Annotated in this window: 19 protein-coding genes; 7 read left to right on the top strand and 12 right to left on the bottom strand. The window is 46.2% G+C overall.

The annotated features are described in order from the left end of the window. Positions 1-26: 26 nt before the first annotated feature. The 6 genes from DEO27_RS17295 to DEO27_RS17320 form a co-directional block, all read right to left on the bottom strand. Complete coding sequence (locus tag DEO27_RS17295; RefSeq protein ID WP_112567637.1) at positions 27-2,021, bottom strand: SGNH/GDSL hydrolase family protein; 1,995 nt, start codon at positions 2,019-2,021, stop codon at positions 27-29. A 24-nt stretch (positions 2,022-2,045) separates the two neighbouring features. Beyond that, complete coding sequence (locus DEO27_RS17300; protein ID WP_190295435.1) at positions 2,046-4,190, bottom strand: glycosyl hydrolase family 95 catalytic domain-containing protein; 2,145 nt, start codon at positions 4,188-4,190, stop codon at positions 2,046-2,048. 198 nt (positions 4,191-4,388) lie between these two features. Next, complete coding sequence (locus DEO27_RS17305) at positions 4,389-5,609, bottom strand: DUF4998 domain-containing protein (RefSeq protein WP_112567633.1); 1,221 nt, start codon at positions 5,607-5,609, stop codon at positions 4,389-4,391. Between the two features lie 9 nt (positions 5,610-5,618). Further along, positions 5,619-6,860 carry a DUF4959 domain-containing protein gene (locus DEO27_RS17310; protein ID WP_112567631.1) on the bottom strand — a complete coding sequence of 414 codons (1,242 nt, stop codon included), beginning with the start codon at positions 6,858-6,860 and terminating at the stop codon, positions 5,619-5,621. A gap of 21 nt (positions 6,861-6,881) precedes the next feature. After that, positions 6,882-8,792 (bottom strand): RagB/SusD family nutrient uptake outer membrane protein, encoded by a 1,911-nt coding sequence (locus DEO27_RS17315; RefSeq protein ID WP_112568137.1) that lies wholly within the window; start codon positions 8,790-8,792, stop codon positions 6,882-6,884. Positions 8,793-8,802: 10 nt separating this feature from the next. Beyond that, entirely contained in the window at positions 8,803-12,078 is a 3,276-nt protein-coding gene (locus DEO27_RS17320) for a SusC/RagA family TonB-linked outer membrane protein (RefSeq protein ID WP_223817979.1), read from the bottom strand. 888 nt (positions 12,079-12,966) lie between these two features. Between DEO27_RS17320 and DEO27_RS17325 the strand changes: the two genes are divergently transcribed. Beyond that, positions 12,967-13,860, top strand: a complete 894-nt coding sequence (locus DEO27_RS17325; protein WP_112567629.1) for an AraC family transcriptional regulator — start codon at positions 12,967-12,969, stop codon at positions 13,858-13,860. 296 nt (positions 13,861-14,156) lie between these two features. Beyond that, positions 14,157-14,531, top strand: coding sequence for a hypothetical protein (locus DEO27_RS17330; RefSeq protein WP_112567628.1), 375 nt, complete (start codon positions 14,157-14,159; stop codon positions 14,529-14,531). Between the two features lie 60 nt (positions 14,532-14,591). Here DEO27_RS17330 and DEO27_RS32010 read toward each other — a convergent pair whose 3' ends face one another. Further along, complete coding sequence (locus tag DEO27_RS32010) at positions 14,592-15,038, bottom strand: Crp/Fnr family transcriptional regulator (RefSeq protein WP_410505401.1); 447 nt, start codon at positions 15,036-15,038, stop codon at positions 14,592-14,594. A 605-nt stretch (positions 15,039-15,643) separates the two neighbouring features. On the opposite strand from DEO27_RS32010, the gene DEO27_RS17340 reads away from it, so the two are divergent. Continuing rightward, a complete protein-coding gene (locus DEO27_RS17340) occupies positions 15,644-17,956 on the top strand; it encodes a sensor histidine kinase (RefSeq protein WP_112567624.1) in 2,313 nt (770 codons plus the stop codon). Between the two features lie 126 nt (positions 17,957-18,082). Here the strand turns inward: DEO27_RS17340 and DEO27_RS17345 are convergent, their stop codons facing one another. The 3 genes from DEO27_RS17345 to DEO27_RS17355 all read right to left on the bottom strand — a co-directional run bounded on the left by DEO27_RS17345 (position 18,083) and on the right by DEO27_RS17355 (position 20,177). After that, on the bottom strand, positions 18,083-18,472 hold the full coding sequence (locus DEO27_RS17345; RefSeq protein WP_146749965.1) for a hypothetical protein: 390 nt from the start codon (positions 18,470-18,472) through the stop codon (positions 18,083-18,085). 306 nt (positions 18,473-18,778) lie between these two features. Continuing rightward, a complete protein-coding gene (locus DEO27_RS17350; RefSeq protein ID WP_112567620.1) occupies positions 18,779-19,252 on the bottom strand; it encodes a hypothetical protein in 474 nt (157 codons plus the stop codon). A gap of 1 nt (position 19,253) precedes the next feature. After that, positions 19,254-20,177, bottom strand: a complete 924-nt coding sequence (locus DEO27_RS17355) for a cytochrome P460 family protein (protein ID WP_112567618.1) — start codon at positions 20,175-20,177, stop codon at positions 19,254-19,256. A gap of 361 nt (positions 20,178-20,538) precedes the next feature. Here DEO27_RS17355 and DEO27_RS17360 point away from each other — a divergent pair, with 361 nt between their 5' ends. From DEO27_RS17360 to DEO27_RS17375, 4 genes are all read left to right on the top strand, one after another. Further along, a complete protein-coding gene (locus tag DEO27_RS17360; protein ID WP_223817980.1) occupies positions 20,539-21,231 on the top strand; it encodes a Crp/Fnr family transcriptional regulator in 693 nt (230 codons plus the stop codon). 188 nt (positions 21,232-21,419) lie between these two features. Next, complete coding sequence (locus DEO27_RS17365) at positions 21,420-22,448, top strand: LLM class flavin-dependent oxidoreductase (RefSeq protein WP_112567614.1); 1,029 nt, start codon at positions 21,420-21,422, stop codon at positions 22,446-22,448. A gap of 292 nt (positions 22,449-22,740) precedes the next feature. Then, on the top strand, positions 22,741-23,499 hold the full coding sequence (locus DEO27_RS17370) for a hydrolase (protein WP_112567612.1): 759 nt from the start codon (positions 22,741-22,743) through the stop codon (positions 23,497-23,499). A gap of 74 nt (positions 23,500-23,573) precedes the next feature. Further along, positions 23,574-23,915, top strand: coding sequence for a hypothetical protein (locus DEO27_RS17375; protein WP_112567610.1), 342 nt, complete (start codon positions 23,574-23,576; stop codon positions 23,913-23,915). A 135-nt stretch (positions 23,916-24,050) separates the two neighbouring features. On the opposite strand, the gene DEO27_RS17380 is transcribed toward DEO27_RS17375, so the two are convergent. Together DEO27_RS17380 and DEO27_RS17385 are read right to left on the bottom strand one after the other, a co-directional pair. Beyond that, positions 24,051-24,269 carry a hypothetical protein gene (locus tag DEO27_RS17380; RefSeq protein ID WP_146749964.1) on the bottom strand — a complete coding sequence of 73 codons (219 nt, stop codon included), beginning with the start codon at positions 24,267-24,269 and terminating at the stop codon, positions 24,051-24,053. A gap of 233 nt (positions 24,270-24,502) precedes the next feature. After that, a complete protein-coding gene (locus tag DEO27_RS17385) occupies positions 24,503-25,561 on the bottom strand; it encodes an alpha/beta fold hydrolase (protein WP_223817981.1) in 1,059 nt (352 codons plus the stop codon). Positions 25,562-25,566 lie beyond the last annotated feature (5 nt).

Consider the following 25,566-nt stretch of genomic DNA (forward strand, 5'->3'; position numbering starts at 1 on the left):
GAAGTTAAATATGTTGGTAAGGATGATCAGTTCGTCAGAAAATTAATAATCTGGCAGGTGTTCCCCTTGCTGTCTTTGTTACGCCGCTCGTTCACCGCCAGTTTAAGCGTATGATTTCCATGACCTAAGGTTGTATCGAAAGTAATATACCAGGGTAAGTAGAGCCAGCCGCTCCATTGGGTATACAGATCAACGTTCTTCACAGGCCCGTTGTCAATGCTATAGCTTATGGTTCCTGCGTCAGGACCAGACACGATGGATATACCGATAGCTGTCCCTTTGAACGGCAGGATAAGCGAAGCCCCCGGTTTAGTGGCTATCAGCATCGGCCTGTGTACAAAGCCGTCACGGGTTCCGGTCTGATCAACCGGAGACCAGTCCGGATCGATCGTCCAGCCTTCCACGATCTTCACGTTCCTGATGGAGTAATAATTGCCGTTCTCTATACAGAACGGATCCAACACCTTGGGTAACTTTTCAATCCGTTGCCCGGTCTTCTGATCATGGGGCCTGTAACAACTGTCCAGCAAGGTCCTGATAGCCGTGTAATAGAGTTCCTGGCCGTACACCGCGGGATGTAGATCTTTGAAATCCCAATCCCAGGAAAATTCATGATTGTGGATCCTGTCCGCTACTTCTTTTGCCAGGTTGACCGATGGCAGACCATAACGGTCAGCGACCAGTTCATGGTTTTGAACCTGCACCGGTATCTTTCCATTGCTGTAATCATGAAGCTTGTCCGGGTCAGCGAAAGACATCAGTACAATATCCATCACCGGATTACTTTTTCTGGCATGCCTTACGATCCCTTCCAGCGCCCGGACCTCGGTAAGACTGTCAAGCCCGTTGACCCGGTCGTTCACGGCCGCCTCTACGAACATCAGGTCCACTTTTCCCGAATCAAGTACGTCCTGTTTCAACCTGAAAGCGTGCGGCACACTGCCGAGCGAAGGGATCCCCGCCTGGATAAAATGGAACGCGGTTTCCGGAAACCTTTCCCTTAGATAACGGCTTATTTTTTCCCGCCAGCCAGGATTGAATGTTATCGATCCACCTAAAAAAGCAACGGTCGCGTTTTTTTTTGCTTCAAACACCTTAAGGCTGTTATCGAGCCCCCCTCGCCTGTTAAAATAATCGCTGTGGGGCAAGCGCGGCCTCACCGGGTAGCTGTATCGAACGATCATATCCGCCCAGCGCGTGGGTTCAGGGATGGGAAAATGATGCCCGCTAAGCTCCTGCGGCCCGTCTGTTACGGGACTGATCATCATGGAGCCCCCGGCAGCGTTATACCGCGCGGCCAGAACATAAGTATTCTCAGAATTGGGTACGATCCGGTCATCAGGACCGATCACATGTATGACCGGCACCTTAAAAGCCGCTAACCCCTCAAGATTATCCACAGGATTATCTTTATAGGCCATTGCCTGGGATTCAGTCATATGGTATATTCCGAGTAATTGCTGCCAAAGTTTCTGATCGCCCTGTCCCGACATCTTCCCCCCTGGCCAGCTTTTGATATCGCAAACCGGCGCTTCATTGTATATGCAGCTGATCTTATCCGGGTTGCGTTTGGCCCAGCCATAAACATACAAACCGCCCCGGCTGACGCCTTCCAGACAAACCTGGGCGGCAAACCGTTTTTCATTCACCAGATAATCGTAAAACCTGTCCCAGACCTGTAATGCGGCGGGGCTGCCGTATTGGTCGTCGACATTCACATAGGCCACGTGGAATCCCTTTGCAAGCAATAAGCTGTCAATATCAGTATGCCAATCCGGAAAGGAGGCCCGCCAGATCCATGGATTACCGGGAAGCGGCTTTACCGGACTTACATAATAAGCATGATATTCGCCGATATTCAGGTTAAACCTGGTAAACCCCTTCCAGGTATCTGTCCTCCCGTAATTTAACACGTAATCCCGTGCCCGGGGGCCGGTGGTTCTCTCCTGGGATTGCTGAGCCCGGGCCGCGGAGAAAAACATGAATATAAAAGATACAGCACAAATATTTTTCAAGATCATAGTATAAAATAAAGGATAATAGGATCAATTGCCGGACGCCCGGAAAGCATAATCATGTCCTGCCTGCGTTTTAAAACTATAGCTGAATGCTCCGTCAGTTCCAGGCAGGCCGGTTTTCAGACCATCTCCCCTGATCGCTGAAGGCACTCTTATGCTGCAATCCCCCCCTACTTTGGAGCTGATCACCAACTCGGTTACCTTTCCCTTTCTCCAGCTGAGCTTTTTAACAACAAAGCCTCCCCTTGCGCAAAGACCGGTTACTGTTCCACTGTTCCGCCAGGCCCCGGGTAGCGCCGGCAGCAACTGGATATCCCCGGTCTGGCTCTGGACAAGCATCTCACTTATCCCTGCAGTGTAACCCAGGTTCCCGTCTATCTGGAACGGCGGGTGCGCACAGAGCAGGTTAGCATAAACACCTCCCCCCTCATCGTAATTGACACCCGCGTTTCCGGCAAGATTGATAAAGTTGTGTATGATCTTGTGCGCGTGTTCCCCTTCCTGCAGCCTGGCCCAGAAATTGATCTTCCACGCCATGGACCAGCCGGTAGATTCGTCACCTCTTGCCAGCAGGCTGATTTTGGCAGCCCGCGCCAGTTCCGGCGTCCGGAGCATGCTGATGCTCCTTCCGGGATGCAGTCCAAAAAGATTGGAGGAATGCCGATGTTTGTCTTGCGGATCATCGCGGTCCGTTTCCCATTCCTGCAGTTGCCCCCATCGCCCGATCCTGGGCTTAAGAAGATGAGCGCGCATATCGGCAATGCTGTCACGATATAGCTTGTCCACACGCAGAACGGTCGCGGCCTCTATATAATTACCGAACAGATCATCGACGATAGCCTGATCGTAAGTCACGCCATCTTCTGTCGGACCATGTTCCGGAGACCATCCCAATGGGGAGACCAGCGTTCCGTCAGGGCGCCGTTTCAGATGGTCATCCCAGAACTGGGTGATCTCTTTCAGGATAGGATATGCAAATTGACGCAGATAAACCGTATCCTTCGTGAACGCGTAATGTTCCCATATCCCCTGCGCGTACCAGGCACTTCCAGGTGTATTCCAGGTAAAACTGGAACCACCGAAAATGTTATTTTCCGTCTTGACCGTCCATCCCCTTACCCCGGGATACGCTTTTAACGTACTTTCTCGTTTTACTTCTCTTATACTATTGATATAGTCCAGGTAGGGAAAATCACATTCCGGCAAATTGGTCGGTTCGGCCGGCCAGTAGTTCATTTCGATATTGATATTGGAGTGGTAATCGCTTCGCCATGGGGGATTTTTGCTGTCATTCCATATGCCCTGCAAATTAGCTGGCAGGCCTCCCTTTCGTGACGCGCTGATCAACAGATATCTTCCATACTGGAACAGCAAAGCTTCGAGCCCGGGATCGGGGTTCGTTCTATACCTTTTTACCCGTTCCGGTGTCGTGACCGAAGCGGTCCTGGCCGCATCATCACCGAGGTCCAAGGAAACGCGGGAGAAAAGCTTTCGGTAATCGTTAAGATGCTCCGAAAGCAATTGATCATAGCTTTTTGAAAGGGCTGCTTTTAAAACCCGGTTCACTTTTACACGGGGATCCTCCCCCCGCCATCGTTGCGCACGCAGATTGCTGAAATCAGTCGCGGCAGTTAAAATGATCGTAAAAGAGGAAGGGCTCTCTATCCGAAGTTGCCGGACTCCGTCGGCACCCGCTGTTATCTTTAACCGGCCGTTATCGGCCTTAACAGCAGCGGCTGCAAAATAGGAAAGCCCGTTTTCCAGTTTTCCGCCGAACTGTAGCATGTTCCCCTCTGCGAAGGTCCCCGAACCATGGGCATCTTTTAATGTAAGCGTCACAGCCGAAGGATGATCCTGACTTGTTGAGAACCGCAGAACGGTAACTTTCGCGGGAAAACTGCAAAAATAGGTACGACTGAAACTGGCTCCCTCGCCCTTGTAACCGATGTGCTGTACAGCGTCGGATAAGTCAAGCTCCCGACGGTATTGCTGCACCGTTGTCGGAGCACTTTCAAAATCGATCAAAAGATCGCCAAAGGGCTGGTATGCCCCTGTTTCGTTTTCATCTCCCGTCCAAAGGCTGCTTTCATTGAATTGGATACGCTCCTGCTTTACACCACCGAACGCCATCCCCCCCATACGCCCGTTTCCCATCGGGTAAGCTTCCGTCATCCATACGTTCGCTGGCTTGTTGTCCCAGATGACAGGAGCTCCGGACGGAGATGAAGGGCCCGGTCGCTGCGCGTATACCTGGCAACAGATCAGTTGTAATATAAATACTGCTTGAATAGTCCGGCTTTTTAACATTTGATCATATAAAAATAAAAAAGAAGCCCCCCAATTTACTGAGGGGTTCTTAAAAAATAAGTGCTAATTCAGCATACTGGCCCAGAAGGTTATCTGGCTCATATTCACGTTCCGGTTATCGCCGTTCGCGTTATGCAGTACCCTTATGCGGATATAACGCGCCGGAGCCACGTTGGCATCAAAATCAACCTTGAAAGGGGCTGCCCCGTCATCGTTCCGCTTAACTTCCTTTAAAAGTTTCCATCCCTTTGAGATCGCTTCGGCTGTCCATCCCGGGTCATTCGAAGCTTTCGTCGTAGCGGCATTGGTAATATCTGTGATACCCCAAACTTCGAAATCATCCGGATTATTACAACAGTTCCGTCCGATCTCTTCGATAGACGTGAGATGCTTGTAGACGCGTCCCATATCGAATGTTATGGTTCTCGGCAGGTAATCATGATCATCGCTGTGGAAGATGTTCGGATAAGCCTGCGGCGTCGTACTGCCGTTCCATAGGTTTGAAACTTTTGTATCTCCACTGTACAAACCCATGTCATTGGGCAGCGGCGACTCCTTGAACAGCGACTTGTCACATTGTATGATACTGTTAATAGTCGGAAACACATCATTTTTTTGCGCTTTGAACACATCCAGCGCATTCCTTACCGGTATATAAGATGAATTATAGGTGATCGGTGTACCGATCCTGTAATCTTTGATCGTAATGGAAGTGCTGTCTCCGCTGAGTACCTTTTGTACGCTTTCACCGTTCTTGTCCGTATAACTGATAGTCGTCCCGACATTGATGGTATCCGGGGTGATAAAGTTCAGTTTGAGATAACCGTCATCGGTAAAAGTATAGGGGGTTGTCGCGTCATATCCCCTGTTCAGCAACGTAGCGGTATAGATAGGACCATATACCTTGGCATTGTTGACCTCATACGGAATGGACTTATTCCCTTTGGCATCAAAAGAATATATCGTAAATGAATAGGTGTATTCTGCCAGATTATTGATCACTGTGCTGACCGAATCTGTTTTGGAATCCGTATTTACGACTACAGAATCCGCGTTGTTGTTGTAATACACGACATATTTGACGATACTTGGATCCGAGCTGGCTTTCCACTTCAGACCAAGCCTGAGGTTCCCCGACTGAACGATCGCCCCCTGCGCGGCACCTGTGTAAACAACTTCGTGATCACCAAGGAATTTCTTGTAATCTTTAGCATGATCTTTCTGACATCCATACCAGGTGGCCAGCACCGTACAGCAGAATAAAACAAACAATATCTTTTTCATCTTCTTGAGTTATTGAGGTTGGCCATATAGTGAAATTTCCAGGAACAGGGCAAAATTACCGCCCGACCAGGTTTCTCTTGCCGCGAAACGCAGATAGCGGGCAGGAGGGGCAGACAGCGGGAAGTTAAAGTTTACGCCGGCTGCGACAAAAGCATTATCGGCAGAGTTATGGGCAAGCGGGGGCAGGCCCGATGGTGGGTCCGGGAATTTGAAATTGCCCATGTTCACCCAATCGCCAACCACTGTGCCTACAGGTGAGGCCAACGGTAACTGTACGTCTTTCGGACGGTCCACATTAGAGCCCCAGATAGTAAATAACTTAGGATTGCCATGGCCAAAAGAGAATTTCAGATCGGAATCTGATTTTTCATACAGGATGAACCTGCTCATTTTATAGCTCCTTCCCACATCCCAGCTGCCAACATACGGCGCAGGTGCCGCACCGGGCTCGGTACTCCAGCCACTAGAACTTGGATTGATATTATTGTCCCATATATTGGATAAGATCCAGCCAAAGCCGATCTTGGAGTCGGATGCGAGTTGATAAGTACTGAACTTACTTTTATCGAGCAATTCTTCAGGCAACGGAGTTAATGTTTTGGATAACGTATCAGAAATATTGCCGAAACGATCGGTAACGTATACACCAAAGTTTTGCGGCTCTGATTTGTAACCCCGCACCGAATAGTCAACAGTATCCAGCTTGGTATAGTGCTGATCCTGCACCTCCATGGCCTTGGTAGTTTGGTCCAAACCAGTCAATATCACGCCTACTTCGGCTTTCAGCGGATTTAAGGACTGGATATTAACGCCTCCGAAATCAGCCTGTAGATTCAGCTGGTCCCTGATCAGCAAATAGGGAGGCGTCTTCGGATGTACTGTAACCTTGACCGCATCAGACATTACATTCGACCGGGATACAGCATACAACGTAACTTCGTAATCCGCTTCCTTTGCAAAGCCTTCTACATTAACCGTGTCTGTATAATAGGAAGCTTTCGTCTCCCGGGAAACACCGTTCCTGATCTGGTACTTGGCCAGCACGTATAGCAGGTTATCAGACTTGGGAAGCGTGTAGGTAATATGTGCCCCTCCATTGTAGTTATCTATTTTGACATTGGTGATCACACCAGGTTTGGTGCCATCCTTGGATATAGGCATCCTGTCGCCATCATCGCGTTTACAGGATGTTATAAAGGCTACTGCCAGGCTAAAAAGCATGAACAGGTAATGGTTCAAATATTTTTTCATTTTCTTATTGTTCTAAACAGCTTACCATCCTAAATTTTGCACCAGGTTATTATTGACCAGTAAAGCGTAGTCATGTATCGGCCACAGATAGCCGCGGACATTGAATACGGGAGTTACTATAGTGGTCGGACGATAGAAATTTATCGGGTCCTTTTCGTACACATTCCATCCCTGCATAGGCTTGCTCAGTACAGATTGCAATTCTTTCCAACGACGGAGATCCCATCCCGGCTCGCACTCAAATGCCAATTCAATCCTCGTCTCTTGGTGAATGATCTGACGCATGCCATCCTGCGAGGTATATTTGGTTGGGTTCCTGGAATATTTGCTCCAGGCATCGACAACTCCGGGAAGTCCTGCACGTGTCCTTACTTTGTCCAGCCACGGCGTAACCTCATTAGCAGGTTTTCCCTGTTCATTAAGCGTTTCGGCGTAAAGCAGGTACAAACCGGCCAGACGTATCAAAGGAAGCCGGAAATCCACCACGGTATTACCATCGTCCTGTACGGTCTGATAGTTCACGAGCTTTTTTGGCCAGCAGGAAGTGACATTGATCCTGATGTTATCTGTCGGGCCAGCCAGGGAACTACTTCCCCTTCCCTGTACGTAGTATAAAGTTTCCTGGTTCACCATACCATTGCCGAACCAGATCCCGCCATCGAACCCCAAGTCAGCATAGAACCTCGGTTCACGGTCAAAATGGGCTTTTACAGTCGTGTAGCCATTCCCGATGTAAAAACGGCTGGCGTAGTCGCCCGTTCTCAGGTCATAACGGTTATTATAATCGAAAGTATTATCCTCATTGATGGGCACACCATTTTTGGTATAGAACAGCTCCTGCTCTGAGATAGGCACAGCAAAGGTTCCGGGAAAAGAAGGATTTGCCGCTGCCTTTGCGGTAAGCCTTGGCGTACAGTTCGGCTGGTTTTTAAAGGTCGGGTTCAATGCCCATACGATCTCCGTATTCAGCTCCCATTTTTCGGTTATCGCGGTCTGCAGGTCAAGTACTGTCGTCAATGAATCTGAAAGTTTCCCGATGGCCGAGGTTGGTATAAATTTATGAAGGGCGTTACCGTTCGCTTCGGCACTGTTGATGGCTGCTAATGTGGCGGTGGCCGCCTTGTCCCATTTCGTCCCGTCGTAGGTCGAGTTGAACAAAGCCTGCCCGTCCTTGTTCTTAATACTGCTATAATCTGGGTTTCCGTTAAATAGCGGACTGGCGGCGGTAGCCAGGATCTGTGCTTTGACCGACAGCGCGATCGGCTGCGTGATCCGGCCCAGTTCTTTGGCCTGGTTTAAAATAACTTTAGGCAGGTCCGGGGTAGCCTGATCAAGCAGCCGCACCATGTAATTTACAACAGAGTCTACCGGCGCTCTTTTTACCTTAACGGCTTCTTCCGAACTATTGATAGGCAAGTTTACATCGGTGATCGGAATGGGACCATACAAACGGAACAGATAAAAATGATAATAAGCTTTGAGGAATTTGACCTCTGCGATCCATCTCTTTTTTTCGTCTGCAGTGAGGTCCACAGGCTTATCGATGTTCTCGAGCATGGTATTGCAGCGCCTCAAAGCCGTAAACAGTGCCTGCCCCCCGTTATAGCCGTCCCAGTAATCCAAACCTGGGTTCGCCGAATTTTGGGTGCCCCTGATCAGGTTAAAACCTGTTGGGTCGATACCCTGGTTATCGGTGAGCGTATTCGGGAATATTACTTCCCCGGATGTCGTAAAACCCGGGTCGAACTGCGGGTAAACCAATTGCTGAAGTGTAGAATAGCAGGAGAAAAGATAGTTTTCCGCCTCGTTCCTGTTCCGGAAGGCATAATCGATCGTCCCTACATTATCGGGCGTTACGTCCAGGTACTTCTTGCAGGAAAAAATGCAGGAAGTCAGGATGCAGATGTATATGATTTTATAATATGATTTCATATGAATAAGCTTAGAGATTAACATTCAGACCCACGTTAAATACTTTTTGGACCGGATAGGCGAACGCATTACCGCCTTGCTCCGGATCCCACAACTTGAATGGGCTCCAGGTGATGAGGTTCAACCCGTTAAAATACACCCTCAGTTTTTTGACATTGATCGCCTTTGCGAACCTCGATGGCAGACTGTAACCGATCTCTGCCGATTTAAGCCTCAGGAAACTGCCGTCACGTAACCACCAGGTACTGCTTTGCCTGTTATTCTCGATCACAGCGCCGTCCGGCCCGAGACGCGGATACAGGGCGTACAGATTTTGGTTATCTTCTGACCAGTGATCATCAGCATAAGCTTTCAGCAATTGCGTATTCCCGTTAAAATACGAATCCGGGCTCTTGATAAAAGGAGCCGTACGCTGAGGGTCGATCATAAAGGAAACCTTGGCCTGCCCCTGGAAAAAGCCCGACAGGTCAAATGCCTTGTAAGATGCTGAGATACCAAAGCCATACACGATCTGGGGAACTGTAGGGTTTCCGATAAAGGTCATATCAGCCCCGTCAATTTTGCCGTCGCCGTTCAGGTCCCGGTATTTGATATCACCGCCCATAGGAGCAAAACCATTGGTACTGAAAACCTGTGACGGCGAGTTCTTAGCTTCCTGGTCATCAACGAACAGGCGTTCTGCCACGTAACCCATGTAACGGTTAAGCGGCTGCCCTACATTGTAGCGGTAAGGTTCCTTCCAGTCAGGCTCCTCGTATTGCGTGAATTTATTGGCAGAATAAGTAAAATTAGCACGCATCCCCAGCGAGAAGTTCTTGCCGATGTTCTGATGACCGTCTACGGAAATATCGATACCTTTTGAATTTACCTTTCCAAGATTCGCTGCAATACCGGCTTCAAGCCCCATGGTCGTAGGGATGGAAGAGCGGTTCTGAAGAATATTGTATTTGTTATTATTATATACTTCCGCGATCACATTGAAATTTTTCATGAATGTGAACTCGATGCCCAGGTTGGTCTGCTTCGAGGTTTCCCAGGTCACATCGTCGTTTTCATAATTATTGACCCTGACGCCATTGCGGCCATAACCGTTATTTATTCCGAAATAAGCCGAATTTCCTCCGTTGAGGTTGACATCGGACAGATAAAAGAACCGGCGGTTGCTGATCTGGTCATTCCCGACCAGACCGTAACTTGCCCTCAATTTGAAGCGATCGAACACGTTGTACAGATCACCCCAGAATTTCTCCTCGGAAATGATCCAGGAACCACCGATGGTCGGGAAAAAACCGAACCTGTGCGTGTCGAAGAAACGCTCTGATCCGTTATACCCGAAGTTGAACTCTAAAAAGTATTTACTTTTATAAGAGTAGGTTGCGCGACCGGCCAGTGTCTGGTTACGGTAAGGAAGTGAATACTGAAGATCATAGGTATTCGTCTGCGGGTTGATATTATTGGAATACAATTGCTGTTGCCTGGTAGCGATCAGTGAAGCACTGATATTATGGTTTTTCGCTATGCTCCGGTTATAATCCACCACCCCCTGCAGGTAAATGAACGTCTGCATATTGTCAGAGTTCGAATCCCGGTTATACGACAAGTATTCCTGCGCCTGGTTTGGCAATGAATTGATCCAGTTCAGGGTATAAGTGTTGGATAATTTATCATAGGTCTGGATGTTGTAATAAAAAGGATTATAGTAATAAGTGGACTTATAATAGGAATACCTGTTGGTGCTGAATATGCCATGAAAATTTAAACCGGAGGTCAAAAAATCAAGGTTCTGATTCAGTTCCAACTGAGCAAGTAATCTCGATTCGGAAAAATTCTGGTGGCCGGAAAGCAAATTGGCGTATGGGTTTATATAGGTCGTACTGCCATCATTGGCGGTAGCGTTGGGAACATTGCCGAATAATATATGCTTTGTTTTAAGGTTCGCCGAGTCCGGCTGATAGTAGGCCGGAAAATCAACCGGGCTCGTGTGCATCACAAGGTTGTACAGGTCGGTAGAAAGGGAAGCGTCGTTCGTACGGGGCCCGTTATACTCGTTAAAATTTCCCGACAAACGAACGATCAGTTCCGTTTTCGGCGTCACATTGATGTTCACATTCGAACGCAGCTGATAATTCTGAAATTTAACATTGTTGTTATTGTTATTCCGGATATCTGTACGCAGTATACCATTATCATTACTATATGAACCGGCCACATAATACCGGGCCACACCACCGCCTCCCTGCAGGCTGAGATCAGCACGCTGAGTGCTTGTCCTTTTTTTGAACAGCATGTCCAGCCAGTTAACCGCAGGATAAACATACTCATTACTGCCCGGGGCATGTGCCAGGGTAGCCTGCGTATTGGTGATCTTATTTTGCGTATAAGGCAATGGATTAAGCGGATAACGTGTCCGGGTAGCCTCATTAAAGAGGTTCATGTATGTGATCGGATCGGCCAGCGTGAGGTTTTTAACCGATTGTGAAGATGAGTTTTCGATCCGGGCATTGATCTGGGCCTTACCAACCTTCCCTTCCTTCGTTTTCACCAGGATCACACCGTTGCCGCCGCGTGCGCCATATAATGCGGTCGCACTTGCATCCTTCAGTATGGAAAAGCTCTCGATATCGTCAACGTTCAGCCGGGCAAGATCCGAGGCTGTAAGCTCAACGTTATCGATCAGGATCAGCGGACTTTGCTTATAGCCGAATGTCGTAACCCCTCTTATAAAAAAATTAGAATTGTCGGCACCGGGCTGCCCGCTGGGCTGGTAGGCGATCAGGCCCGCTACCTGTCCGGCAAGCGCGTTGGTGAGGTTACTCGCGGGTACTTTCAGGTTCCCCGGCTTTACCGTAGTCACGGACCCTACGATGGCCTCGCGGGTCTGCTTCCGGTTGTAGGCCGTCACAACCACATCGTCAAACTGGCTTTTTGCTTCGGTCAGCACAATTCTATAAACTTTTTGAGAAGCGGAAACGGTGATCTGACGCGAGATAAAACCAACATAACTGATCTTGAGCGATATACCGGCCTCTACGTCCAGGACGAACTTACCATTGGCATCCGTGCTGGTACTGTTCCCTTTCTTTTCCACAGGTATGATATTCGCGCCCACGATCGCTGTTCCGAGGGAGTCTACTACAGAACCTGTTATCGTTATTTTAGATTGGGCAGCAGCCCTGTTCAACCCGCAAAGCATTCCCAGCAGGATAATGATGAGGGCCGGCTTCCAATGAACATGGAGGCTTTGGGGTACAATAAAGTACCGCGTTAATTCGTAAAACTTTCGCATATGAATGAAGTATAATTGGTTGCAATAAATTACTGATACAGAGAATGATCAGAGCGAACACGCGCTGTGTTATAAACTGTATGTTTTACAGTTTTTCATTCAGGCAAAAAAAAACCGCGAAACATCCGGGTTCTTTGGATCCGCAAACTTTTGTATGTAAACTTCTTGATTGGCCGGGCCTGGAACACCCTTGAGCAGAGTAAATTTCTTCCATAGTTTAAGGTTAATTTTGTTGATTAATTGGTTCTGTAAAACTAACCGGCTATTGATCGGTATAAAATGGACAATGACAATAGAAAAGATGGATTATATTTCTTGATTTATTTTTTTTTAAATCAATTTTGCCAATATCACTCCATTCTTTTGCAAAAAAAACACACTCAATGGCAATTATAATAAGCAACAAATTACCAATCGGCATCAGGAGCAGGAAATAAAACCATCAAAAAACGTGAACATTTTGCTTATTTTTTAACATAATTTAAAAAATAAGTCATTTTAAATACAAATTTCAAATAATAGCACTTTTGCTCAACAATGCCTTTTTTGCAGACATCGTGGCGAAAATAAGATTCCGTCAAATTAGAGTCTGGACAGGACCGCAGCACATACGGCATTTTAAAAAAATCACAATCCATTATTATAAAGCACTTTAAAGACATAACATTTATTTATTTCACGTTAAACATGGTGCTCGCTACTCAAAAATCCAGGATTACTTCCCTTCAAAAGATAAAAGATGGATAATACTCCTTATAATAATTCAATTATTTTGGCAAAACGATGTGTTTTTTCAATTACCGGCCTCTTTTTCATTGCAAATACAAGGCTGAATATCTATAATCGCCTCGTTAAAAATTCCGTACCAATTTTAAATCAGGAAGTATCATGAGTAATGGCCTAAAACGAAGAGATGGCTTTCCCGGCGAAAGGTTAATCAATATCCCGCTGAAGATCCTGAGGGATGCGAAAGATCGGAAACCTATTTTGTTTAATACCTATATTACCCAGATCGGGTACTTCCCGCAGGCGTCACATCATTACCGCGAACGGAGAAACGGATGCGAAGACAATATCCTTATTTATTGCATTCGGGGAAAAGGCCATTACATTCTGGATAAGAAACGATACGAAGTAAATGCCGGGCAATATGTTATCATCCCGGCAACGGACCGCTATATCCGCTATTGGGCAGATACCGAATCTCCCTGGACCATCTATTGGATACATTTCACAGGCGACCAGATCGGAGAATTTAACAGGTCACTTAACCTTACAACCACCAAGGGGCCTATCCCGATTCCTTTTAATGATACCGGCATCGAAGTTTGGCAGAAAATCTTTTCTATCCTATCCGTAAGCTTCAGAATGGAAAGCTTATGTAACGCGAATTTTTGCCTGCAGCATCTGATCTCCACTTTCCTTTACCCGCAACACGAGGACAAAGAAAAGGAGATCCCGGTTGAAAACTCCATTCAGCAGGCCATAGATATCATGAAAAGCAACCTCCATCTGAAACTTTCCCTGGAGGAGATTGCGGTAAAAGTGAATCTTTCAACCTCTTACTTCGCCACCTTCTTTAAAAAAAGACAGGGCATATCTCCCATTGATTACTTTATAAACATGAAAATGCAGCGGGCCTGCGAATTGCTGCGGGATCAAAATAATAAAGTAAGGGAAGTAGCCAGTGATATCGGATATGAAGATCCTTATTATTTTTCCAGGATCTTTAAAAATGTGGTGGGATTATCTCCTGCGCAATACCGGAAGGATATTCAATGAGTCTCCTCAAAAAGTGCCCCGCTCTTGTTGAGTGATGCATTTGGGTCAGCCAACCGCCAAGAGCCGTCCAATAGATGGCCTTTGGAACGGATACACATTTTCAGTCGTTTTTTGTGATCAAACGGTTATACAGATCACAAGCAAGCATTGACATATATCAATGTTTTTTTCTATCACATGTCAATCCCGGTCTGTTACGGGAATTGCAATTTTGGTTATAGAATTCCGGAACGTTAAAAATTCCGGACAGCAGTCAGCTGGTCATTCGAACTATAAACTAAATCAAACGTCGGTTAATGAGATCTTCACAGGTTCAGAAAAAAATAGCGATCAACACAAGGAACGGTAACGAAAGGTTTTTTAACGTTTTAGTTAACCACTTATTGAACGCGAAAGAGATCCTCGCTGAGCCGGGGCTGCAGGTCAGGCAGCTATCGGACGGAACGGTGATGGAGTTCTACAGAACAGGTGCCCATCACCCGGGTTTTCTTTTTGAGTATAACAGCGTGGTCCTTAGCTTCAAAGTAACCGACCTGACCGAAGCCGTACATCGGCTCCAGAATACCGGCTCCCAATTGATCAACCGCATTGAACGGCTTTCCAAAGATTTCGCTTACTGCCATTTCGAACTCGAAGATGGGACGATCGTTGGCCTATATGAGGAATCTTAAAACCTGTCCGCCATTAAAGACGTCCACTGGCATATGGAGAGGAATCTGAAAGTTTACGGATCACTTATTTTTAGACAGTTTCCGCACCCGGCTAAGTGTTTCAGGTGTTATCCTCAAGTAAGATGCGATCATACCCTGGGGTATCCGACTTACCAATAGAGGATAGGTCTCGAGAAATTTAAGGTACCGGTCCTCCGCAGATAAACTGATCAGTTCATGGATCCGATATTGGGCCATCTGAAAAGATTCATTAAAAACGAGGTCGATCATGCAGCGAACGGCGGAACTTTTTTCGGAGAGCCAGGCGAAATCTTTGCGATTTATGATAAGCACTTCGCTGTCCTCCAGCGCGTCAATATTGAATACGGATGGTTTTCCGGATTCCAGACTTTCATCATCACCAAGCCACATACCGGCAACAATGAACTTCACCGTGAGCTCATTTCCGTCCTCATCGATAGTGTAAGTACGAAAACAGCCTTCGGTCACAAAAGCGTAACAGTTCATAATGTCGCCTTCATGAAGAAAGTACTCTTTTTTGGCGATCTTTTGCAGACGGACAACAGTGTCGAACTGCTTTATTTCAGGCTCTTCCAGTCCTCGGTCGGTCAGATATCGCTTAAAAACATCAATCACTGGTTAAGGGGTTTACAGAGGTTAATTGCAAAATGTAAATATAGTGATTACCTCCCTGCGATCTCCGTTCCAACCAAAAGAATTACGGCCATCACAGGAATAACCCATCAAAGGGAATAATTTAAAAACGAAGCCATGCTATGAGGAAAGCTCAAATTCTAATCACCCTTATACCAGCTTGCTGCCGGGCCGGTAACCGACAGCGTTCGTTTACCGGATAAATATTTTCCAGATCGATACCCTCAGCGCCTCAAATATAATTCCGAATTGTCGATAAAGTTGATCACCCCATATTTCATGTTCATTATCAAGAAGCAAAGAATACACTATCTCAGATATGGTTACCACCTTAACAATTGATACAATTCAATTGAAATCAAAATTAAAATTGACGCAAATAAAAACGGATAATAAACAACTAACCACCAATGAATGACCGCAGTTAAGTCATACTTTTGGGTTTCCCCTATAAAATTATGCGTCTAAGTATTCTGCCTGTATTCTTCGTTTTTTTACTATGGGCAGTTCAGGTAAACGCTCAACCCTATAATTCCGCAGGTAAGGACGGTATCGTTAATTCGATCAGAAATACCAATTCACTTTCGGAAAAAGAGCCCAAGATCGACTCTCTTTTGTTTATTAGTAGTTATTATGTCAATAAACCGGGCAGTGAGGTTGCCGACATGCGGGCGGCAACCAACTATGCAGATCAGGCGCTGAAGCTTTCTTTAAAACTCCAGACGGCGGAAGGGGAAGCAAAGTGCTATACCGTACTCTCGCAGATCAGCAGGGAAAGTAACCGTGAGACCGAAGGCCTGCGATATATCAGAAAGGCCCTTCGTATCATTGATAAACATCCGGCTCCCGCATCCGCATCAAAAGCCTATTTCGAAATAGCCAACTATTACACGATCTACGCTGACACTTCACTGGTAAAAAAAATAGGATTTTACGCAACCGGGCTCAAGTATTTCGAGGCAACCAACCCGCCGACAGCAAGGCTCGCTGACGTGCTGAAAATGATGGGGGATCTTTATCAGTTTCATGGAGAATACACAAAATCTTTACCCTGCCTCAAACGTTCCCTGGCCCTTTACAGGCAAGTTGGTTTTAAGAACCTCCAGGACATTTATGCCCTTTTGGGAAATGTGCTCATTGAACTTCACGACATGAAGGAGGGGATCCGATACAATCTATTAGGCGTAAAGCTCCTGGAAGACGCAAAAGATTCAACAATGACCGCGTGCCAGGCCTACTTTAACCTCGGATTTGCTTACGGTACGCTCAAGGATTACAATAATGCTTTAATCTATATGTTAAAAGCGAATAAAGTAGCCCTGAGTAATAAGGATTCAACGGCTGCAATCGTCACAGATATTGAGATCGGAAACACGTACCGATGGCTTCATCAACCACAGAAAGCACTCCGGCTGATGAATGGGATAGAAAACTGGCCTGCCGCTGAAAAACACCAGATGCAGTTTTCCATGCTCCGGTTAAAGATCTACAATGAAGCTAAACAATTTGAAAAGGCGGCACTTTACTACAAAAAACTTACTCAAGATATAGAAGGCCACGATATTACTTTTGACCTTGTTCAGAATGCGCGTATAGTTTTACTGGAATATCTGGTTGATACCAAACAGTTCAAAGAGGTAAATGATCAGCTACCCCGGCTGCTGGCTTTGCCGCTGATCAACAGCAGGCCGGCATTTCACCTCAATCTTGAGACATTAGCATACAAGGCGGATTCAGCACAAGGAAACTATAAAAGTGCCATGCTCCACCTGACAAAGGCGATGGATCTGAAGATAGCCGCATTAAAGAGTAACTACGACGATCAGGTAGGAAAGCTTCAGGTCGAATTCGATCTGAATAAAAAAGATCAGGATATCGCCTTTCAATCAAAAAGTATTGGCCTGCTCACACGCAAAAATGAATTGCAAAAGAACGCGCTTCATGACCAGCGGCTTATCCGCAACCTCATCATCGCAGGAGCAGCCTTGCTATCCTTATTTTTAATTCTTCTTTTCAACCGCTATCAGATCAAGAAGCGTGCTAATGAGGACCTTAAAGAGCAACAGGAAGAGATCAACACGCAAAACGACTACCTCAAACAACTGGTCAGTGAACGCGAGTGGCTATTGAAAGAGATACATCATCGCGTAAAGAACAATTTGCAGATCGTGATCAGCCTGCTTAATTCTGAGCTATTCAACGTCAAGGATGTCGTAGCAAAACACGTTATCCGGGAAAGCCAGCTGCGCATGCATTCCATTTCACTGATCCACCAAAAGCTTTATCAGCATCAGAATGTGTCAAGCATCAATATGAAAGAATATATCCACGATATGGTCAATTTTCTGCAGGACAGCTTTGACAGCTACGGCAAGATCAAATTCTCGCTGGATATCGATCCGGTCTATATGGATGTTTCGCAGGCCGTACCGGCCGGACTTATCCTGAACGAATCGATCACAAACATTATCAAATACGCATTTAACGATAAAGACCAAAAAGGTAATGTCCGGATATCACTTAAGCAATGCGGAGCAGAAATTTTAGAACTCATCATCCATGATAACGGCTGCGGTCTGCCTCCGGGTTTCAATCCGGAAGAGAGCGCTTCTTTGGGTATGCGCCTGATCACCGGCCTTACTGGTCAGCTTAAGGGAAGTGTTGACTTCGTTAATGACCAGGGGCTTTGTATGATTTTGCAGGTCCCCATTAACCCGGGACTATCTTTCCACCCGGAAGGCGCAGTGCAAAACAATTTATATTCAAACTGAAAGAAGTGCAAACAGGACTGACATTCATATTGAACAACGGACGGTTTTTTTGGCATTAATTTAAAATGGTCGATTATTTAATCGACCATTTTAAATTTAAATCACTCAATCATAACCTCAGCTGGCTCAGGGATGCTTCAATATCTTCATAACATACACCAAAGACAATCCAAAAGCGAGATTGGCAAAGAAGAAATAAATTATCCCGCTTACCGATAGCTGCCCGATACCAAGCACTCCCTGATGAAGTAATGGCAATACGATAAGCCCGTTGACCAGCCAGGGAAAGCAGGAGAATACAACGCCTTTCCAAAACACACGTATAGTGCTCTTTTCTAATGTCAAATGATAGACAAAGACCATTGCGGCCCCAGTGGCGAAGTGGAAGAGATACCGGAAGAACTGTGTTTTGAAGAGGTCCAGACCGCTGATGGGTCTCGGCAACCATAGCAGTATGAGTTTGAGCAATCCTCCACTTTCCGCCTTGATACCGATTAGGTTCGAAACCTTCAGCATTATCGTATTGATAGTAATGGCTGTAAAGCCGGCGATTATAAGTATGTTCCTTGATTTCATATATGATTCGTAATTTCCTACCTGTTTTGGAAAAAATGTGGTCTTATCCTTGCCAACCGACAGCTTTTTCCTGCAGGCCTGATCTGTTCAATTAATATTTTGCGAGCAAAACAATGCTCAACGTTCCTGATCGCGCCGGACCTGACCAGCTATCAGGTATGCCCATAAAAAATGCAGAAAGCCAAACAGTCCATTGAGATATCATGGATACCCTTTCGGCTCCCGGATAGCCCTATCTTTTAAAGATCATGGAATGACGGATGCTTTTTGAGCCAGGATAAAATGTATCCTTGCTGATCGTCCCGAAGTGTCCGAGCTCCTATTCAGTCCGGTCCCCGAAAAACGGTCGTAACTGATCGCCCCATCCCCGGATCCGACCTTCAATTGTTCGACAGAAAGCAGGTCGCCTGGGATCCGGGCTCCGAACCAATGGGGATCCTCCTGCTGCCGCCAGGTGATCAAGGTAAAAGACAGACCGTTCCGATCCGGAACATCACTCCTGCCCGCGCGAGCTGCCGCCTCTTTGTTCCCATAGAGGACGCTCATGGTGCTGTCTTTTCTGTTCATAAATGATGTGATCACCTGTTCGTGAAGATCAGACAGTTTAAATGAGGCTGGCAGCGAAGCTTTTTGGTTTATCAGTTGTTCCGGGGCCGTCTGGCGATCACAACCGGCCAGGATCAGCAATGCGAAAATGGAGAAAAGTGTGCTCTTTTTCATATTAATTCTTAATGGGAAAAGTGAATACAAAATCATTATCCTTCATAGGCTTATGACAACTGATACATTCCGTAGTGAACATTTCTGTTTTACCGTAGGGAACTAATTTGGGGGTTTTGAAGCGTGCGAATCCCCACCCGTTCGTTGAGCGGTATTTTTGAGCGTCCTTGATCATAAATTCGACCTGCTTGAACGCACCTGTATTAACATTACCGTTATTATCTTCGAGTTGGTCCCAAGCTACTTTAGCGAATATGGTACCATCAGGCCAGGGATTGATCCTGTTTTCCTTAACTGCTCTGACAGCGATCTGATTCCCATAAATAACACGCATCGTTCCATTATCAAGCCGGTCAGAAGTACTGATGATCTGCCAGTCTTTGTAGTCGGGAATATAGGTAATACCGTTAAGAGATACCGGTAAAGCTGCCGCTGTTGGTTTTGCGCGTAGTTGCCTATTCAGATCTTGAATTTTACCGGTATCATTCGGCATATCATGGACCATTCCCATAAGATACGCTTTGAGTTCTGCGAGTTCGCCCGCCGAAATTCTCGCATCAGAATGCACTATTTCATAGCTGTGGATGGGCATAGCGCCCGACTCTATCTGATTGACAGCCTCCCATAACTTCGCTTTCCGGTCGGCCGGTGCCAGTTTATCCCAATTCGAAAAATTGAGTCCTTTACGACCATCCCTGATATGCCCGGCGACTTGCCAGAATACAGGCTGGATCTTGTCATACCAGCGTAGATTCGTCTGGTTGGAATGACAATCATAACACGACCGGACTAAAACTTTTTTTACTGCTGCCGGTGCCTCAAAGTCTTGCGTTACCGGAGGGTTTTCAACTGCGGGCCTGAATAATTGCAGACCGAGAACGACAACGGCTATACAGACCGATGTAATAAGAAAGTACTTTTTCATTCCTTTAATTAATTAACTGATTGAACAAATAACCGCGCTTGCAAAAACTGTCGTAATGCAAAAACGTGCAGGCGGCAAAACAGCCGTTGAACCGTCTAATTTTGACCTCCATCGTAAAAGCAAAGATCCGGAGCATCGCCTTTTCCTCAATTGACCTCACGCAATAAAGATCATTGATAATTATCAAGAAGACCTCTTGCCCTTGATCACCCAGGGCATTACCCATATATCGCAAATCTCATTTTCGACAATTCCCGATATATCGACTATTTCGGCAACTTTATTTACAACACATTGACTATCAGTACAATATTTTTAAGGTATTTTTTTGGCACAAGGTGATCAACAAAACGAATATCCTATGTATCCAAACAGCATTACCCCTCAAACGGCTACTGAAATGATCCCTCATTTCCAGCGCGGAGTTGATTTCCGGAAAACAGGAGAATCAACAGTTATAACCATGGCAGGTCCGGCCCATTGGGATCTGTTCAAATATATTTCTGCAGTTTCCGGCATGCCCCTGAATGATCATCATAAATCCCTGATCACGGAAACCGTCAAACTAAAAAAACTCAGGAAACGTCAGTATTTTTTACAGGAAGGGGATGTATGTAAATACATCGGGTTCATCATCAAAGGTGCGACCCGAATGTTTTCTGTTAACGAACGAGGACAGGAATCCATAGTCGCATTTGGCCTCGAAAATTCATGGATCGTGGATCAGGAAAGTTTTAAGAACACGGATTGTTCCGCTTATCACATTGAAGCGATGGAGGATACTGAAATGCTGATCATGAACCTGACGCAACTGGAATATCTCACCGGTACCGTTCCTCCTTTTGCCGCCATGTATTCGCAGTTTCAGCTTCAGCAACTCATTTACAATCAAAAAAGGATCAACGCCGCGCTGAGTATGACCGCTGAAGAACGTTATTACGATCTCTTAAAAAATAAGCCCCAGTATTCGCAGCGTTTCTCTCAAAACATGATCGCCTGCTATTTGGGCGTTAAACCGGAAACATTAAGCAGAATACGAAAAAGTAATTTATAAAAGGAGGCCGGCTATGTATCAGTTTTTATTTGTGCTGACAAGGGGGATCTCTTTTTCCTGTATCCTTGCTGTCTTATCAACAGTCTTTAACAATAAGAAATCGAAAGAGGGAATTTTTTGGGTTCCGTTCGGGCACCGGATATGTTAATTTTGAATTTGGATTTGTAAACGATCGACTACCGCGAATTATGGAAATTGGAATAGACAGCTTCGCCGCTACCGGCGCGCTTGATTCGGCCCTGAATGCCGATGGCAACATCCAGGCCATGTCACAACTGCTGGAGCGCATCGCTCTGGCCGATAAAGCCGGGTTAAACTTTTTTGGCATAGGAGAACACCACCGCAAAGAATTTCTTGATGCTGCCACTCCAGTTATCCTGGCTGCTGCCGCTGCGAGGACAACCCAGATCAAACTGGGCAGCGCTGTTACCGTTCTCAGCGCAGCTGACCCTGTAAGAGTATTCCAGAGTTATGCCACATTAGATATCATATCCAAAGGGCGTGCGGAACTGGTTGTGGGACGCGGTTCATTTATTGAGGCCTTCCCGCTTTTTGGCTTTAACATTCAGGATTATGATGCTTTATTTGCAGAAAAACTCGATCTTTTGCTTAAGATCATCCAGGAAGAAAAAGTTACCTGGCAGGGTAAATTTCGTGAGCCACTTGATCGGCAGACCATTTATCCGAGGCCAGTTCAATCCAAGCTTCCGGTATGGGTTGGTGTAGGGGGCACGCCACAAAGCTTCGCAAGGGCCGGTCGACTTGGATTACCGCTTATGGTGGCAGTGATCGGCGGAGAAACACATCGTTTTAGACCGCTCATTGATCTTTACCGGGAATCCGGACTGAAAGCAGGGCATCCGCCTGAGCAACTTAAAGTCGGCCTTCATTCCCTCGGTTATTTAGCCCAGACCAGGGAAAAGGCAATTCAGGATTTTTTTCCGGGCTATGCTGAGACTTTCACCAAAATAGGTAGAGAGCGCGGATGGTCACCTGTCACCCGTAATCATTTCGACGCTCAGAACGGACCTACCGGCGCATTGCTGGTCGGGGCGCCGGAAGAGATCGCCGAAAAAATTGCCAGACACAGCATAGCCCTGGGAGGTATTCAACGACTGACATTCCAGATGGATAACGCGGGCCTTAGTCATCAGCAACTATCAAATGCAATAGAAATGATCGGTAAGGAGATCGTACCTCTTTTAAAACACCTTTAATGTTGCTCCCACCCGGTTGATCGCCTGCGATCAACTTATTTTCTTTTTTTCTTTCCATCAGACTACCGTCAACTTCCGGTCGTAATCCCAGGATCGATCTGTACAGACCATTAACATTCCTGTTCATACGGAATATGACCATGCGTAGATACGCTTTGCCATACCAGGATCAATTGATATAGAGGCTCCCATGTCAAAAATTCAGGTTGTAATATGTCAACGCTATTTCTTGTAACAGGTCAATGTCCATCCATAACGATATTCCCAACTTGCGGCTATCAAATTATCGATTATGAAAATAAAACTTAACTTTTTTGGAGCCACTGCTTTTAGAAAGCTGGCCTGTTTCACTTGCACCGCGGTTGTTATTTTATTGTCTTGCAGAGATGCCAAAGCACAGGGCAACCCGAAACAAGGTTTGGGAGCCTTGCTCACGCCGGAGAATTGCGCGGTATTGCTGATCGATCATCAACCGTTCCAATTTGCGACCATCGGTAGCCATAACACCCAGATGATCCTGAACAATACGATCCTTGTTGCGAAAACAGCGAAAGTATTCAAAGTGCCTTGTTTATTGACTACCGTGACTGAAGAACGTGGCGGCAAGATCGCCCAGGGTATCCAGGACGTTTATCCGGATCAGAAACCGATCAACCGGACTTTCATCAACGCATGGCAGGACCAACGCGTAGTTGACTGGGTGAAAAAAACAGGAAAAAAGAAGATCGTTATTGCTGGTCTTTGGACTGAGGTTTGTGTCGCCATGCCAGCGATCCAAGCATTGGGCGAAGGCTATGAGGTTTACGTGATCACCGACGCTTCGGGTGGCGTGTCCACAGAAGCGCATGAAATGGCCGTTCAGCGAATGGTTCAGGCCGGCGTTGTACCTATAACAACCGTTGTTCTCCAGGCTGAACTGCAGCGCGACTGGGCCCGCACTGAAACTGCAGGCGCTTTAGTGCCCCTGATCTTCGAACATCAGGGATCGATAGGCACAAGCCTGCAATGGGAGTTTCAATTGTTAAAGGCCGCTGAACAAAGCAAAAAATAAAAGGAACGATAAAAGTCCCTAAATCTCTTCTTCTTAACAGGAATCAGGATGAAACATCGCATTAAAAATGTCAAATGCAGAGGATATGTATCCTGATCGTTTCGTTCTGGTTTCTGTTGGTACTGCTTCACAACCCATGCGCCTTTGGGCAGGGGTCAGCTCCTTCAAAAACGGGTTATTTGCCCGACGCCGCCGAAGAGGACTGGCCGGCAGATACTGGAAATAACCGTGCATTTTTCGAAGGATTAAAACACATTCCCATCCGCAGACATAAAGGTTTTTTATCAACAGGGGGATCCATCAGAGAGGTATACGAATATTTCAAAAATTACCTGTGGGGCATTGGCCCGCAGGATAGTAATGGTATTCCGCCAATGAACAGCTATCGATACTATCGGTATTTAAAGGATTGTTGATATTTCGGTAACTATCCTGCCAACAATACAATCAACTATCTAATTTTCAATAAATTAAATAAAAGGCACGATATTTTCGAAAGTTTCAGAAACCAAACGATGAAACAGTTCAATTACCGGTTATTCAAGGTTTCACTAACGAAGTGTATTACTCAGCTTCATAATGAAGGTTTCTGTCATGATTTTTGGGTTAGCCGACCGCAGGAGATTGTCTGTCTGCAAAACAGCCAACACTTTCAATCCGAGCACATCAGCATCAGGGTTATTGATCAATTCTATGAACATCTGCAGAAAAAGTGCTATTACGTTCATACCGTTGAAACAGAAACGGGGATCAAAGGATTGCTTATACATGCCAGTATATTTTTCACCGATACAGGACTGGTAGATTGAAGACCCTTCCCCTTGGCTCTCGGTCTTTTGTGCGAATATTAATTTATCCGCCCTGTTTCCGGGATCAAAACTTTCGGAGAATCCATCAGTCTAAACCTGAGGTATCTGCCTTTTATTAAAAAGGTAGCGAAAAGACAGTATAGATACGACCATGGGATAACCCTGCCGGAATGTTACCGACAGGGCTGTGATCATTAATTCAGAAACTGGAGGATATCACGGATCACCGTTTCCGGCTGCTCTTCAGCAATGAAGTGCCCGCTGTTCTCTATTTTTTCAATCTTAAGATCAGTGGTCTTATTCGGCAAGGTAAAACGAAGCCAATCATATCCCGGTCCCCCGATACCCAGTACAGGCATTGTCAGTTTTTCATAGGTCTTATAGTCAGCTATATCCTTTGAAAAAGCTTGATACCAGCCATTGCCGGCCCTGATCGCGTCTCTCGTGTTATAAGCATTTGCATACACCGCACGATCAAAGGGACCGATTGATCTGTCATCAGCAAGAAGGTAATGGAATATATACTTCTGTGCCATTTCAAACCGTCCTTCCAGCAGATCTTCCGGAAGCCCCCTCATCTGGTTAAACGCGAACCACCAAAGAAAAGGCCTTGCCGGATCAAGCTTATCAGTGGGAGTTCCCAACGCCGGCAACATAAGAACGGCCGCGAAAGATTCATCGGGATGGGGAACATCCATGATGATCAATTTTTCAACCAGCTCGGAATGATTGGCAGCAACGCTGAATGCGACCTGCGCCCCAATATCGTGACCGGCGATAAAGGCCTTCTCGTAACCCAGTTGGTGAAGCAACCCGTAAATATCACCAGCGATAGTTTTCTTATCATATCCCTCAGCCGGCTTATCTGAAGTACCCATGCCACGATAGTCTATTGCGATCACGTGATACTTCGATGCAAGCGCGGGCATGATCTTACTGTAGGACCACCATGTTTCCGGCCAGCCGGGCAACAAGACCAGTGCTTTACCGGTCCCACCAGCTACATAATGGAGTTTTACACCGTTGACCGTCGCAAAACCGTTTTTGAAACCCGGCATCTTTTTTACAAGTTCTTCATCGGAAAGTGCCTTTTTACTGAAACGCTGAGCGGAAACAGGTGTATAAAAAAACACAGTGATCAATAATGCAAGCAAGCACATCATGATGCCGGCACCCCTTTTAGAGGCACCGGCTATCTGTTGTTCCCGCTCTGCAAAAGACACCTGATCGATGAACTTTTGATTAGTTTTCATAACAT

The organism is Mucilaginibacter rubeus, assembly GCF_003286415.2.
GTDB classification, from domain to species: domain Bacteria; phylum Bacteroidota; class Bacteroidia; order Sphingobacteriales; family Sphingobacteriaceae; genus Mucilaginibacter; species Mucilaginibacter rubeus_A.